14 protein-coding genes are annotated in these 13,953 nt (G+C 62.6%); 6 read left to right on the top strand and 8 right to left on the bottom strand.

All coding sequences use genetic code 11. The annotated features are described in order from the left end of the window. Position 1 precedes the first annotated feature (1 nt). Positions 2 to 457 (top strand): MarR family winged helix-turn-helix transcriptional regulator, encoded by a 456-nt coding sequence (locus tag Q7U29_RS04105; RefSeq protein WP_304738774.1) that lies wholly within the window; start codon positions 2 to 4, stop codon positions 455 to 457. A gap of 414 nt (positions 458 to 871) precedes the next feature. On the opposite strand, the gene Q7U29_RS04100 is transcribed toward Q7U29_RS04105, so the two are convergent. Further along, positions 872 to 1,558 carry a hypothetical protein gene (locus Q7U29_RS04100; protein WP_304738771.1) on the bottom strand — a complete coding sequence of 229 codons (687 nt, stop codon included), beginning with the start codon at positions 1,556 to 1,558 and terminating at the stop codon, positions 872 to 874. Positions 1,559 to 1,679: 121 nt separating this feature from the next. Between Q7U29_RS04100 and Q7U29_RS04095 the strand changes: the two genes are divergently transcribed. Beyond that, on the top strand, positions 1,680 to 2,387 hold the full coding sequence (locus Q7U29_RS04095; RefSeq protein WP_304738768.1) for a carbonic anhydrase: 708 nt from the start codon (positions 1,680 to 1,682) through the stop codon (positions 2,385 to 2,387). Here Q7U29_RS04095 and Q7U29_RS04090 read toward each other — a convergent pair whose 3' ends face one another. The 3 genes from Q7U29_RS04090 to Q7U29_RS04080 all read right to left on the bottom strand — a co-directional run bounded on the left by Q7U29_RS04090 (position 2,388) and on the right by Q7U29_RS04080 (position 5,668). Further along, positions 2,388 to 3,335 (bottom strand): hypothetical protein, encoded by a 948-nt coding sequence (locus Q7U29_RS04090; RefSeq protein ID WP_304738765.1) that lies wholly within the window; start codon positions 3,333 to 3,335, stop codon positions 2,388 to 2,390. Between the two features lie 211 nt (positions 3,336 to 3,546). Then, the gene (gene greA, locus Q7U29_RS04085) at positions 3,547 to 4,029 is read right to left on the bottom strand and encodes a transcription elongation factor GreA (protein ID WP_304738762.1); all 483 of its coding nucleotides are present in this window, start codon (positions 4,027 to 4,029) and stop codon (positions 3,547 to 3,549) included. A gap of 133 nt (positions 4,030 to 4,162) precedes the next feature. Further along, entirely contained in the window at positions 4,163 to 5,668 is a 1,506-nt protein-coding gene (locus Q7U29_RS04080; RefSeq protein ID WP_304738759.1) for an ATP-binding protein, read from the bottom strand. Positions 5,669 to 5,916: 248 nt separating this feature from the next. Between Q7U29_RS04080 and Q7U29_RS04075 the strand changes: the two genes are divergently transcribed. Continuing rightward, entirely contained in the window at positions 5,917 to 7,299 is a 1,383-nt protein-coding gene (locus tag Q7U29_RS04075) for a twin-arginine translocation signal domain-containing protein (protein ID WP_304738756.1), read from the top strand. 111 nt (positions 7,300 to 7,410) lie between these two features. Here Q7U29_RS04075 and aliB read toward each other — a convergent pair whose 3' ends face one another. From aliB to badH, 3 genes are all read right to left on the bottom strand, one after another. After that, entirely contained in the window at positions 7,411 to 8,538 is a 1,128-nt protein-coding gene (gene aliB, locus Q7U29_RS04070; RefSeq protein ID WP_370691692.1) for a cyclohexanecarboxyl-CoA dehydrogenase, read from the bottom strand. A 100-nt stretch (positions 8,539 to 8,638) separates the two neighbouring features. After that, a complete protein-coding gene (gene badI / locus Q7U29_RS04065; protein WP_304738750.1) occupies positions 8,639 to 9,421 on the bottom strand; it encodes a 2-ketocyclohexanecarboxyl-CoA hydrolase in 783 nt (260 codons plus the stop codon). A 31-nt stretch (positions 9,422 to 9,452) separates the two neighbouring features. Then, the gene (gene badH / locus Q7U29_RS04060; protein ID WP_304738747.1) at positions 9,453 to 10,220 is read right to left on the bottom strand and encodes a 2-hydroxycyclohexanecarboxyl-CoA dehydrogenase; all 768 of its coding nucleotides are present in this window, start codon (positions 10,218 to 10,220) and stop codon (positions 9,453 to 9,455) included. A 133-nt stretch (positions 10,221 to 10,353) separates the two neighbouring features. Between badH and Q7U29_RS04055 the strand changes: the two genes are divergently transcribed. From Q7U29_RS04055 to Q7U29_RS04045, 3 genes are all read left to right on the top strand, one after another. Further along, entirely contained in the window at positions 10,354 to 10,872 is a 519-nt protein-coding gene (locus Q7U29_RS04055; protein ID WP_370691690.1) for a MarR family winged helix-turn-helix transcriptional regulator, read from the top strand. A gap of 320 nt (positions 10,873 to 11,192) precedes the next feature. Next, positions 11,193 to 12,011, top strand: coding sequence for a thermonuclease family protein (locus tag Q7U29_RS04050; protein WP_304738743.1), 819 nt, complete (start codon positions 11,193 to 11,195; stop codon positions 12,009 to 12,011). Between the two features lie 47 nt (positions 12,012 to 12,058). Continuing rightward, on the top strand, positions 12,059 to 13,171 hold the full coding sequence (locus Q7U29_RS04045; RefSeq protein ID WP_304738741.1) for a murein L,D-transpeptidase family protein: 1,113 nt from the start codon (positions 12,059 to 12,061) through the stop codon (positions 13,169 to 13,171). A gap of 266 nt (positions 13,172 to 13,437) precedes the next feature. On the opposite strand, the gene Q7U29_RS04040 is transcribed toward Q7U29_RS04045, so the two are convergent. Beyond that, the gene (locus Q7U29_RS04040; RefSeq protein ID WP_304738818.1) at positions 13,438 to 13,902 is read right to left on the bottom strand and encodes a fasciclin domain-containing protein; all 465 of its coding nucleotides are present in this window, start codon (positions 13,900 to 13,902) and stop codon (positions 13,438 to 13,440) included. Positions 13,903 to 13,953: the final 51 nt, after the last annotated feature.

The raw sequence follows: 13,953 nt of genomic DNA, 5'->3' as shown, positions 1-13,953 counted from the left end.
CATGACCAGGAGTGTTTCGCCGAAGCGCAGCCCAAAGCCCTCGCGGCCGTCTTACGTGCTGGAGGAGCAGGTCGGATTCATTCTGCGCCAGGTCTGGCAGCGCCACGCCACCATTTTTTCCAGGGAAATCGGCATCAATCTCACGCCGACGCAATGGGCGGCTTTGGCAAAACTCACCGAGACCGGGCCGTGCTCGCAGAATCAGCTCGGCCGGCTGACGGCGATGGATGTCGCCACCATCAAGGGCGTGATCGACCGCCTCACCGCGCGCGGGCTGACCGAAACCAGCCCCGATCCCGAGGACGGCCGCCGCCTGCTGGTCAGCCTCACACGCGCCGGCCAGCAGATGGCGGAGAAAGCCGCACCGAACGCACTGGCGATCACGCGTGAAACGCTGGCGCCGCTGGATGCGAAGGAGCGCGAGACGCTGCTCGGGCTATTGAGCAAGCTGCGATGATCGGTTCGCAGCCGTGGGCAAAGGCGCACATGCGCCGTGCCCACCATCTTTCCTCATCGCGGTCTCTCGTGGTGGGCACGGCGCGAAGAGCGCGCCTTTGCCCACCCTACGTTTCCTGCGCTTTCCGATCCTTGTCGTTCCTGTTGCCCGACCTCGCTGCGGCCTCCTGAATCCGCTCCAGCAGCCTCAACAGCTCCGCTGTGTCATCTTCGATCGGTCTCGAAGGTTTGGGGAAGGGGATCACGTCAGACATTGGCTCGTTCCTTACTCTGCACGCCCGCGCCGTATCTCCGTTCTCACCCGCGATTGCTGCGTTTCTGCGACATCAGTTCTTCGTTGGATCAGGAGTCCGCCACAATTTTCTCAAACTTCGTTGACGCGGTTTGACCGGTTGTGCCGATCCTGCGCGACGGCTCAGTCGCGTCCGGGCCATTTGGCCCGATAGCGGATTTCGCTGCCGTCGGTGTGCGGTTGCCACTGTCCGAGTTCGGCGGCATGTGGCGCCTTGCCGGATAGTCCGATGCGGAACACGCGATCGGGCTGGCCCTTGATCTTGACCTCCAGCTGGCGATGGGCGGTGCGAAAGGCGAGTTCGACGTCGCCGACGATCACGCTTCGATCGCCGTCGCGGCGGAACTGGTTGAACTTCGTTACGCCCGGCATCCGGTTCTGATCGGTCTGCAGTTCGATCGCGATGTCTTGCGCCGCGGGCAGCGCCGCGCCCGCGGGAAGGCGAACCTCGAACTGGAGAATGGGGGTGGCGGCATTCGGGTTGAGCCAGGGCGTCGCGGTCGAAACCGCGTACCAGAAATACGCACCGCCCGCCGCGGCGCAGGGCGTCAGCACGACGCCGAACGACTTCAGGCTGTTGGCGGCAAGCCCGCCGGCATCCTTGCGGCCGCGCCATCGCATGCCAAGCGAGGTGCCGATCACAAGGCCCACGATCGCGCCGGCCGGTGCGAACACCAGAAGAGTCAGTAGGCCAGACTGAATCGGATCGGCCGGATTTCCGAATCCGGTAAGGTCGAGCGCCAGCAGCGTGGCGAAAAAGCCCGCCACCGCGCCGATGACCCCGCCGATGATGTGAAGTGAATTCTTCATCTGTTGCCTATAACTGATGAGGATCGCGATAGCACGGTATTGTGATAAACTCCGAATTGAGACAGATTTTCGATGCAACCCGGTGATTCCCGAATGCCGGCAACATTGATGAGGGCAGGCCATGATTACACGTCGTTTCTTCTGTGGATGTCTGGCCGGAGCACTTCCGTTCGCCGCTAGCGCGGCTCAGGCGCAGTCGACCGAATGCGCGGTGTTCACGCCGGATCGCCAGAAGTCGACCGCGCCTGATGACGCGATTGCGCGGCTCAAGGCCGGCAACGAGCGGTTCACGGCCGGCAAGTCGATCAATTGCAATCTGATGGCGCAGGTGAAGGAAACCGCCAGCAGCCAGTCGCCCTTTGCCGCCATTGTCGGCTGCATCGATTCACGCGTGCCTCCCGAACTGGTGTTCGATCAGCGCATCGGCGATGTGTTCTGCGCGCGGGTGGCCGGCAATTTCGTCAACACGGATATCATCGGCAGCCTGGAATATTCGGTCAAGGTTGTGGGCGCCAAAGCGATCGTCGTGCTGGGCCATAATTCCTGCGGCGCGATCAAGGCCGCGGTGGACAACGTCAAGCTCGGCAATATCACGGCCATGCTGAAGAATTTCCAGCCGGCGCTGGCCACGCTGACCAAGGCGGACGGTCACCGCGACTCGCATAATTACCCGCTGGTGCAAAAGGCCGCCGAGGCGAACGCGCGGCTGACAGCGGAGAGCCTGCCCAGGCGCAGCCCGATCATCAAGACGCTGGTCGATGCCAGGCAGCTGAAGATCGTCGCCGCGATGCACGACGTCACGACGGGCAAGGTGAGCTGGCTGTCCTGATTACCGGATACCGAGGCGCGCCGTGACCGGCGGCTGTTTGCCAGCCGACGCGGGCGCGCCCGACGGCGCGCTTGCGACCGTCGCTTCAGTGCGATAGCGCGGCAGCTGATCTTCGAGCGAGTAGAAGACGCACAGCGCGAGGCTCGACCAGACCGCCAGGCTGAAATACAGCGACATCCAGGCGATCTCGTCCTTCCACTCGGCCAGGTCGTGGGTCACGACCCAGCGCGTGCTGACGTCACGCAGGCCCTCGATATGTGTCAGAAGCGAGCTACCGTCGCCATCGGCCCGCCACCGGTTCAGATACATCGGGACGTCGACCGTCATGAGAAACGCCAGGTAGGCCGCGATGCCGATGATCGAGATGGCGAGCACCACGGGGACCGCGCCATCGAACTCGGGCAGCAACCGGCAAAGGCCAATGCCGACGATGAAGAACGCCACCGCCCATATCGAATTTTCGATGGCGTTGCCCAGATAGTTCCTGGTCAGCACCGCATGCCATGAGAAGCATTCCGCGACGACGATCAGCGGCACGATCGCCCACGCGGCGTTCACGGTGGTGTCCGCACCGGTCATGGTGCCGAGCTGGTGCAGGATGATGGCCCACTGCGCCGCGAAGGCGATCTCGGCCACGGTCGCGACCGACCGGCCGACGAAGACGCTCGACAGCCAGGTGTCGAACAGGCAGATCCGCTGCACGTCCGCGCGCGGCAGGAACGACCTGAAGGCGCAGCCGAAAACATAGGCCGCGCAAAGCAGCAGCATCAGCTGGATGCCGAAGGTGTTGCCAAGAGGGCCGGTCGGCGCTTGGTGAAGTTGGCGGTACAGCACGTACCAGACCGCGATATTGACGCCGCTGACCAGGCTCAACAGGCCCCACCACCACGCCACAGGATTTGACCAGACCAAAGTACTTGACCGCGCCACTCGCCATTCCAAACTCATCAACCGCTCCGCATTTAAATAACTGGAATTGTCATGTGACTGTAATGAAACTGTCACAAATCTGTTTGTAATTATTCTGTCACAGAACGTTGTCAATCACGACACAAATTTATGTGCGGTCGTTGCTTGCGCAGCGGCGTGTCTTGTCAGCAACGCGCGCTATCGCGCACTGCGGACATTCCAGACACCGGCGGCGCCTTGTGGGGGAGTGCTACGAGATCGCAATGATCTCGAGTTCCTGAGCGGATGCAGCGACGACATCCCCGACGGCTTTGCCCATCAGTGATCGTGCCACTGGTGACGCGAAGGAAATAGAACCGGCCTTGGGGTCCGCTTCGTCCTCTCCGACGATCCGGTATTTCTGCACGCGCCCGTCGTCGCGCCTGAAGGTCACCGTGCTGCCAAAGGCGACCGCGTCGGTCGAGGTCGGATCGGGCATGACCTGTGCCGTGCGAACTCTCGCCGCGAAATAGCGCGCATCCCGCAACGGGGTTGCGGCTTGCCGCCGTCGTTCATTAACGTTTTCGATCTTCTGCGCGGCCTCATAGGCCTCGCGCGCCACGAGGAGCTGAGATTCGAGAGCCCTCAATCCCGCTTCCGTCACAAGATTCGGATGCGGCGAAATCGGGCGGTCGGGAAGCAAGGTCTCCGACGCCGTTTCGGCACTGTCTTCCTTGGTGAAGGCAACGCTCAAACCCAAAACTCCTCTTAAGCGGGCTATGCGAAATGCGGTCGGCGACAAGCGCGCGGACTCGCTGAGGGAACTGTGGCGCAACGTTCGGCAACTTCAACCTATCATACACCGCGGGGCCAGACCGGCGCCATGATCATTGAGCCGTGCTGCAGCCTTGCGCCGCCGCCAGTTCCTCGGCGTTGGGGTCGCCCGGTGCCGTCGCCCAGGCCAGTTCGACCAGCGTCACGATCCGCCGGCCGGCGCCGTCGAACTGGCAGACGATCAGGCCCTGCTCCTCGATGTAGCTCAGAAGACGTCGCGCACGGCGCAACGAATGCGAGCCATAGGCGCGGGCAATCGCGGCATCGCCCGGGCAGGGCCAGCCCTCCTTCGCGGCGCGGGCGATCATCATGAAGACGCCCTGCATATCCTCCGGCAGCAGCGAGGCGCGCACCGAGACATCCTGCCACCCGTCGTCTTCAGCCATATCGGAGCCGAGTCCGGCGCGGGCGCGCGTCAGCATGCGACGGAATTCGGCGAGATCAGGCACGGCCAGACCGAGGCCCTCGATCCGGCAGCGCACCACGAACTCCTGGTAGAGCACGCCAATGGCGCGGAATCCCGCGTCGGGCTCCGCCATCACCGCGCGCAGGATACGATCCACCCGCTCATGCCGCTCCGACAGTTGCTCGGCGCTGAGCGGCTGTTCCACCACTTCGGGACGGATCTCCAGCGCCGCCGACTTCGCCGCCATCAGCTGGCCGAGCAGGTCAGGCGACGACCGGCGCTGCGGCCGATTATTCTCCGGCGGCGGTGCTGCCATGACGATGGCGTGTGCGTCCAGTGTCGCTTCCGGCATCGGCATCAGGCGCGGAATCGCGTTGCGCGGCGTGGTATCGGTTGGACCGATGCGCAGCTCCAGGGGACGGCGGGAGAGGGCCGGTCCCAGCGCCATGAATTGCCCGCGCTGCAGATCCCGGAAGGCCTCTGCCTGTCGCCGCTCCATGCCGAGAAGGTCGGCGGCGCGCGCCATGTCGATATCCAGAAAGGTCCGGCCCATCAGGAAATTGGACGCCTCGGCCGCGACGTTCTTGGCGAGTTTCGCCAGCCGCTGGGTGGCGATGACCCCCGCCAGCCCGCGCTTGCGGCCACGGCACATCAGGTTGGTCATGGCGCCGAGCGAGAGCTTGCGCGCCTCGTCCGATACTTCGCCGGCGACGGCCGGCGCGAACAGCTGCGCCTCATCCACCACGACCAGCATCGGGTACCAGTGGTCGCGGGCGACCTCGAAAAGCCCACCGAGGAAGGCGGCGGCGCGGCGCATCTGGTTCTCGGCGTCGAGCCCCTCGAGGTTGAGCACCGTGGAGACGCGATGGATGCGCGCCCGCTCGCCGGCGACCTGCAGGCCCCGCTCGGTATGCTCCTCGGCATCGATCAGGAGGTGGCCGAATCGGTCGGCAAGCGCCACGAAGTCGCCTTCGGGGTCGATGACGGTCTGCTGCACCCAGGGGGCGCTTTGTTCCAGCAGCCGGCGCAGCAGATGGGATTTGCCGGAACCCGAATTGCCCTGCACCAGCAGGCGGGTCGCCAGCAGTTCCTCGAGGTCCAGGTTAGCCGGGGCGCCTGCGGTCGTGTGTCCCATCTCGATCGCAACGGTCATGTCTCGACTCAAAGGCTCCCTTGGGGAGGCGGGCTTAACAACCCGATTGCAGCCCGTCGAGCGCCGATGGCGGAGCCCTCCGCGTTCTCCACGGCCGGTCGAATGCGATCAGGCCAAATGGAGCACTTCACGCGCCGGAGCCGGCTTGCCGGGGTTGTAGACAAGGGGAAAGCGAATTTTCGCGTTCACGAAGCGCTAGGTTTTGGCGCTTATCAACGTGTGACCCAAACGTCCCGGGGGCGGAAGACATGATTACCCGCACAGCAATGCCTGATGACCTCTGCTCGAGCCTCGAATGCACCGAGTTCAGCCGTCGAGGATTCCTGAAATCCGCCGGTGTTGCGGCTGGCGCATTGGCGATATCGACGGGCGCGCATGATGCTGCCCTTGCACTGCCGGCCCGGAAGTCACAGGCGAATCCGGGCGGGCCGGTCCGCGTGTCCAGGGAGCGGCTAAACGCGCTGGCAACGAAGTTCTATTCGGTCTTCAACGAAAACAACCTTCTCGGCCCGATTTCCGTTGAGAAGCATTCCGCGCGTTTCGACGTCGAACTGAGGCGCATCACCACTTTCACGCGGGTGCCGGAAACGGGAGAGAGGGTCAAGGTCAGTGGGCTTCTCGCGGTCCCGGCCGGCAAGCACGGGTCGCTGCCCGTGATATCATGGCAGCACGGCACGATCCTCTCATTCGACCAGGTTCCTTCGAACCTCACTCGGCTCGAAGCCGAGAGCTACGAACTGCGCGACAATGTCGATTCGATCGAGACCCTCTTCAATATCCAGCGCTTCGCAGGCAACGGCTATGCCGTCATCGCCGCGGACTACCTGGGAAAGGGACCCTATCGGAATGGCCGCGGCGAAGCCTACGCGGTGAAAGATGCAACGGTCCAATGCTGCCTCGACATCCTGAATGCCGGATTGCTGGAACTCGGCAAACTGGGTCTGCGCAAATCCACCCTGTTCCTGAATGGCTGGTCGCAGGGAGCCCTGAATACGCAGTGGCTCAAACAGGAGTTGCAGCGCCGCCGCATCAAGGTCGCGGCAAGCGCGACCCAGAGCCCGTTCAACAATCTCCCCGAAAGCTTTCGCTACTGGGTGAACCCCAAATCCTGCATTCCGTCCACCGATACGGCCTATCCGATGCCGCCGGCCTGGATCACGCCGTGCCTCGTCGTTCTGCTCGGCAGCTATCGGCAATATTATGGATTGAACAGGCTGTTCGATACGGCGATCAAGCCGCAATACCGCGCTTTTGCCGAGAAGTACTGGTCCGACTATAGCCTCGATGGGGAGGTCGCAAAGACCGTTCCGGCCGCCTCCGACTTCCTGGCAGAAGGCTTCTTCGAACGCTTCACCGACGATACCAACAGCAAGCTCCTGCGCCGCCTCGGCGCGAACAGCGCGACCTATTGGGACTACGATTCTCCCGTCAGGTTCTATTACGGACTGGCCGATGAGGCCTTGTACCCGAGCCTGGTCAGGATGGCGCCCGCCTCGGGCGGACACTTTGCGGATGGCGTTGCGGTCAATGGCGCGAGCCACCGCGGCACGTTCCTGGCGAGCCTCTATGGCGACGGCACCGTCCTGAACGGTCAGACGACGGTATTCGATTGGTTCAATTCGCTGACGTGAGCGAATTCGGCGGCCGGAGCATTTGCTGCGCCGAGCGCCAGTCTTACGGCGTCGCCGGCATGGCGTCGAATTCCATGGATCGTCTCCTGCAGGGTTGAGCCACGAGCGCTTTCAGGCGGGGACCGCGGCGCGGCCTGCGCGGGTACGGGCGATGATGGTCTTCATGATCTGGGCCGTGCCGTCGCCGATCTGGAATCCGAGCACGTCGCGCAGGCGTTGCTCCATCGGCCCGCGGTCATAGCCGCCGTGGCCGAACATCAGCAGGCACTGATGGATGACATCGTAGGCGAGTTTGGGCGCCCACCACTTGCACATGGCCGCCTCGGCGCTGTGCGGCACATCTCTGTCTTTCATCCACAGTGCCTGCAGGCAAAGCAGGCGTGCCGCCACGACCTGTGTTTCGAGCTCGGCGAGCGGATGTGACACTCCCTGAAAGGCTGACAAGGGTTGCTTGAACGCTTGCCGCTGCGCGACATATGTCCAGGTTTCCTCCAGCGCGACGCGTGCGACGGCGAGGACCTGGAGTCCAATCAGGGCGCGCGAAAAATCAAAGCCCTGCATCACCTGCACGAAGCCCTTGTTCTCGTCGCCGAGGCGATGCGATACCGGCACGCGAACGTTTTCGAAGAAGATGGACCCGCGCCCGATGGCGCGCTGGCCATGACAATCGAAGCGGCTCCGCGTGATGCCCGGCAGATCCATCGGAATGAGCAGCGCCGTGACGCCATGCGCGCCGGATTCCGGCGTTCCGGTGCGGCCGAACACCACCGCGGCATCCGCCTGATCGGCAGCCGAAATCGATGTCTTTTCGCCATTGACGACGTATGCGTCGCCAATCCGTTCGACCTGGAGACGTAAATTGGCGGCGTCGGAACCGCCTCGCGGCTCGGTCAGCGCGATCGCCAACAGCGCCTCGCCGCCCGTCAGCCGGGCGAGCCAGGGGCGGACGACATCCGGCCGGCCGTGATGGGACAGGATCTGGCCGTTCAGCGAGGCCAGCAGGTTGATGTAGGAAATACTGAGGTCGGCGCGGGCGACTTCCTCATGGATGACTCCGGCTGCGAGACAGCCCAATCCGAGGCCGCCGAATTCCTCGGGCAACTCCGGCGCGATGAACCCCATCTCGCCCATCGCTTTCATCAACTGGCGATCGAGAACGCGTGTCCTGTCGCGCTCCTGGAAGCCGGGAGCGATGCGATCCGCGGCGAACCGCCGAACCTGATCGCCGAGCGCGATCATCTCTTCATCGAGATAGGGGTTCACCTGCTTGCCTCCCACGGAGATACGACCGCCGGGTCGCCTGAAGCCGATCTTGAATGCGGTTCGTTGCCATAAAAAATTACTTGGAGAATTTTCGGAAGTCGGGCTTGCGCTTCTCTTGCAGGGCCTTGACGCCCTCACGGGATTCCTCGGTGTCGTAATAGAGCTTGAGCGCATACATGCCCATGCCGGCGATGCCGGCCTGATGGGCGGTATCCATGTTGAAACTGCGCTTGGCGATCGCGATCGCAGTCGGGCTGCGCTCGCACAACTCTTCGCCCCACTTCTGAACCTCGGCGTCGAGCTGATCATGCGGGACGCAGGTATTGGCGAGGCCCATCGCGACCGCCTCCTGGCCGGTGTAGCGTCGACACATGTACCACATCTCGCGGGCCTTCTTTTCGCCGACGACGCGCGCCAGGAACGCGGTGCCGTAACCGGGATCGACCGAACCCATCTTGGGGCCGACCTGACCGAAAATGGCCTTCTCGGAGCAGATCGTCAGGTCGCAGATCGTGCACAGCACGTTGCCGCCGCCGATGGCGTAGCCCTGCACGCGCGCGATCACCGGTTTCGGCACGTCGCGTATCGCCGTATGCAATTCTTCCATCGGCAGGCCGATCGTGCCGCGGCCGTCGTAGTTGCCGTCATGGGCGGATTGGTCGCCGCCGGTGCAGAAGGCCCGATCTCCGGCGCCGGCGAGCACGATGGCGCCGACGTCCTTGTCGTAGCCGGCCTTGTACAGGGCCTTGATCAGTTCGTCGCAGGTCTGGCCGCGAAATGAATTCATCTTGTCCGGCCGGTTGATGATGATCCAGGCCACGCCGTTGCGGATCTCGTAGATGAGGTCTTCGAATTTCATGTTGCTTCCTCCCTGGGGCTCGAGCGCCCGATCAACCGTTCATCGTCAATCCGCCGGACACGCTCAGCACCTGTCCCGTCACATAGTTCGCGTCGTCGCTGGCGAAGAACAAAATGGCGCCCGGCAGATCGTCGGGCCGACCGATGCGGCCGAGCGGGATCGAGCGCCTGAAGGCTTCCTCCAGCTTTTCCGGATTGCCGGCCCCCTCCTTGTAGTCGGCAAACAGCGCCGTATCGGTCGGGCCGGGGCACACGACGTTGACGGTAATGCCGTGACGGGCGTGCTCGCGGGCGATCGTCTTCGAGAAGGCGACCAGTCCGCCCTTGCAGGCGGCATAAACCGCTTCGCCGGACGAACCGACGCGTGCGGCATCGGATGAGATGTTGACGATACGACCCGATTTGCGCGCGACCATGCCGGGCAACACCGCGTGATGCATATGCAAGGCGCCGGTCAGGTTGATGGCGATCAGCTTGTCCCACTGGGACGGCTCCGTCCTGGTGAAGGGACGGAAGATATCCCAGCCCGCGTTGTTCACCAGCACGTCGATTGGCCCGAGCCTGGATTCCGCCGCGGCAACCGCGGCGTCGACACTCGCCCTGTCCGTGATGTCGCAGCGGAAAGCCTCGGCCGTGCCGCTGCTTGCCCGGATCGAAGCGGCGACCTTTTCGGCAGCTTCGATATTGAGGTCGAAAACGGCGACGCGCGCTGCCTCCTCCGCAAACCTGCGGCAGGTCGCCCCTCCGATGCCGCCGCCGCCGCCCGTTACGACGACGGTCCTGTTATCGAAACGTTTCATGAGGCCTCCCATTTCGATGAACCGTTGCCAGCCACTCGTTATTATAGCAATATATTGGCATAATACCTCTACTGAAACAAGGCCCTTTGAAATGAAAAAATCGCAACAGGTCCAGAAAACAAGCGATGCGGCCATGATGGAATTGGCCAACCGGCTGTTTTTCCGGCTCTATCAATGCGCCAACATGTTGCATAAGACCGGCAGCCGGGCCGTCGAAGCGGAGGGGCTGACGACGCAGCAATGGGCAGTGCTCGGCGCCCTTTCCCGGGACGAGGCAAAGGCCGGGATGGGCATTGGCGAACTCGCCAGGTATCTGATGGTGAGTCGGCAGAACCTGGCAGGACTGATCAGCCGCATGGAGCGGGACGGGCACCTGTCGATCGTCTCCGGCACCCGCGATCGGCGCTCGCGGACCGTAACGATGACTGAAACCGGCCGCCACGTCTGGCAGGTGCTGGCTCAGCCCAAGATCCGCGCCTACTACAAGGAAGCGCTGGCCGACTTCTCGGTCAACGATACGGCCCATGCGTTGCATTATTTGCTCAAGATACTCGAGAACATGAAGCGCCTGGATCACGAACATCTCGAGGACCAGGACGAGGGTCCAATGCAGCAATTTCCGCCGAACGCGCGCAAGCGACCACCAGCCTGATGCCGCTGGTCGAGGATCAAGACTCGATCTGCCCGGCCGTGTTTGGAGCGTCATTTTGCATGGTACGGCGCGTGCTTTTCTCGGGATGACTCTCTCTTTCCGTCATGGCCGGGCTCGACCCGGCCATCCACGTCTTTCTTGCTTAAGTGAAGTCAAGACGTGGATGGCCGGGTCAAGCCCGGGCATGACGAACTTTTACATAAAGCCCGTTTCGATTAGCTGCATTTTGAGTCAGACTCTGAGGCCCCGTTGATCCAAATCGGCGTGGCTTCGGAAAGCGAGATGCTCTAACGATTGATAAAGGGATCGAGAGATTTTTCATGCCTGTATCGAAAGTAATGGCGTTGACTGCCGTCCTGACGGGAAGATGGGCCGCTGTTGTTATCAGGCGCTGCCGGGTCGCTCATCCCCGGTATGCTCTTGTTGCAGCGTTGTTGCTGGCGATGGTCGGGCCAGGCCTGGCGGCAGACCTTGCCGTGACCGACGGCGATACGATCCGGCTGGATCGCACGACCTATCGGCTGGGGGGCATCGATGCACCCGAGATCGACCAGACGTGCGTCAATCAAGCCGGCGAGGTCTGGCCGTGCGGGGTTGCGGCGCGGGATCGATTGACCGCGCATATTGGAAATCGCGTGGTTCGCTGCAAGGACGAGGGGCCCGACCCGGACCACAAGCAACGCCAGATCGGTATGTGTTCGATCGAAGGCGAGGCTGCCACGCTCAATGAGTGGCTGGTTCGCGAAGGATGGGCGATCAGGTTCGGGTCTTTGGCAACCGGCCGCTTCGCGCCGGAGGAAGCTGACGCACGCCAGAACCGGCGCGGCCTGTGGAGCGGATGTTTCGCGGAACCGCTCGACTTCCGAAGATGGAACCTCAGTGGCGCGCGACTTGTGGGCGGCGGTTGCCAGCCCGGTCATCAGAATCGGACGCGCGTCAAACTATTCCGCGTCGACACCGACATGCCGCCGGGATGCCCGATCAAGGCCAAGTTTGCGCTGCGGGCCGTAGGCTACGAAGGCATCTATCACCTGCCGGCTTGCAAGAGCTATCCACGCCTGAAGCGGGCTCAGCGGTGGTTCTGCTCCGAGGAAGATGCTTCGGCGGCGGGCTTTCGCAAGGCACTGACTTGCCGATAGACGATGCGGGCCGGCAGATGGCACAGGTTTCCCGTCGGAGGATAGCAGTGATCCGCGCCCTGGTCCGACGTACGCTCATAGTGACGGCGGCTCTTGCCGCGGGATTGACGCCGAGCACGTGCCTGGGCCAAAGCAGCAACCGGTTGCCGGCCAAGGCAACGCAGGAACTGCCTTCCGCGCTGCTCTCGCTGCTCCAGCAGAAGAACATGCCGAAACTTTCACCTATCGTGGTGCGCCTTTTCAAGGAAGAAGCCGAACTCGAAGTCTGGAAACAGGACACGTCAGGCCGTTTCCAGCTGCTCAAGACCTATCCGATCTGCCGGTGGTCGGGCGATCTCGGGCCGAAGTTGCAGGAGGGCGACCGTCAGGCGCCGGAGGGGTTTTATACCGTCACGCCCGAATTGATGAATCCCAACTCCAGCTTCTATCTTTCGATCAACCTCGGTTACCCCAACAAATTCGACAAGGCGAACAAGCGCGACGGCAGCTTCCTCATGATCCACGGCGACTGCTGGTCGAGCGGTTGCTATGCCATGACCGACGAACAGATCAGGGAGGTCTATTCGCTGGCGCGCGACTCACTCGGCGGGCGGCCGTCGTTCCAGGTCCAGGCCTATCCGTTCCGCCTGACGCCGGCGAATCTGGCACGGCATCGAAACAGTCCGAACCTGGCCTTCTGGAAAATGCTCAAGATCGGCAACGATCACTTCGAGACGACGCAACGCGAACCCAGGGTGGATGTGTGCGATCGCCGCTATGTATTCGATGCGCAACCTCCGCCAAATTCGCGGCGTCCTCTTGTGTTCGATCCCGCCGGAAAATGCCCCGCCTTTGTCGTCAATCCTGAAATCGCGCGGCGGGCGCTGGAAAAACAGCGCGCCGACGAGCTCGAATACGCGCGATTTCTTCAAGACGACGTGCCGGCTGCCCCGATCTACAGCGGATTGGACGGCGGAATGAACAAGACTTTCCTCGCCCGGTTTCCGTACAGAGTGACGCTGGCGAAAGTGATGCCGTATGCATCCTACCTGCCGCACTTGCCGCCGATCCCCTGGATCGACACCGACGGCTCGTTGACGAGCAAATGGTTTGGCGTCTCGTCCGCCAAAACGATGGTGTGTGATGCGGCTCGTGCCAGCTTTCCATCAGGCCGGTGCTGAATGCTCGAGCGGCAATCCACCTGACTCCCACGGCTTGTCCGGGCTCCCCCGAAAGCAGACTTCAGGCTGACGGAACGGCGCGTGCGCTTTGTGCCAACGGGCGACATCGGGCTGCATCGAAGTGAAATGAATGGCTTTCATCAAGGAGACGCCGCTAACGATACTGCTGCCAGTGAAGCCCTGCGTGCCAGCGAAAGCTAGGAACGGCAGGGGGGCGTGTCTCAGGCCCGGCCGCCAGGCCGGGCCACCTTCAAATCCCACAAGCCCTAGTGATGGCCCTTTTTGGCTCGCGTCGGAGGCAGCAGCACCGTGTCAATGACGTGAATGATGCCATTCGATGTTTCGATGTCGGGCTGAATGACGTTGGCGTTGTTGACCTTCACTCCCATTGTACCATCGACATTCACGGGCAGCCCCGCCGCAGTCTTGACCTTTAGCGACTTGCCGGCGATGTCTGCAGCCTTTACCCGGCCCGGCACCACATGATATTTCAAGATCGTTGCGAGCTTGGCCTTGTTCTTCAGCAGCGATTCGACCGTTCCAGGTGGAAGCTTGGCGAAGGCAATGTCGTTTGGTGCGAAGACGGTGTACGGGCCCTTGCTTTTGAGCGTGCCAACGAGACCGGCAGCCTTGATGGCCGTGACGAGCGTATTGAACGAACCCGCCGCAACTGCCGTATCAACGATGTCTGCGGCCCTTGCGAAGGTAGGGGTAAGCAAGGCTGTGACCATCCCAACGCTGGCGATGGCAGAACGAATTCCAAAGTTCATCAGATTTTCTCC

The sequence above is a fragment of the Bradyrhizobium sp. genome, from assembly GCF_030654605.1.
Classification (GTDB): Bacteria; Pseudomonadota; Alphaproteobacteria; order Rhizobiales; family Xanthobacteraceae; genus Bradyrhizobium.
This window is presented reverse-complemented; position numbering and strand designations above follow the sequence as displayed.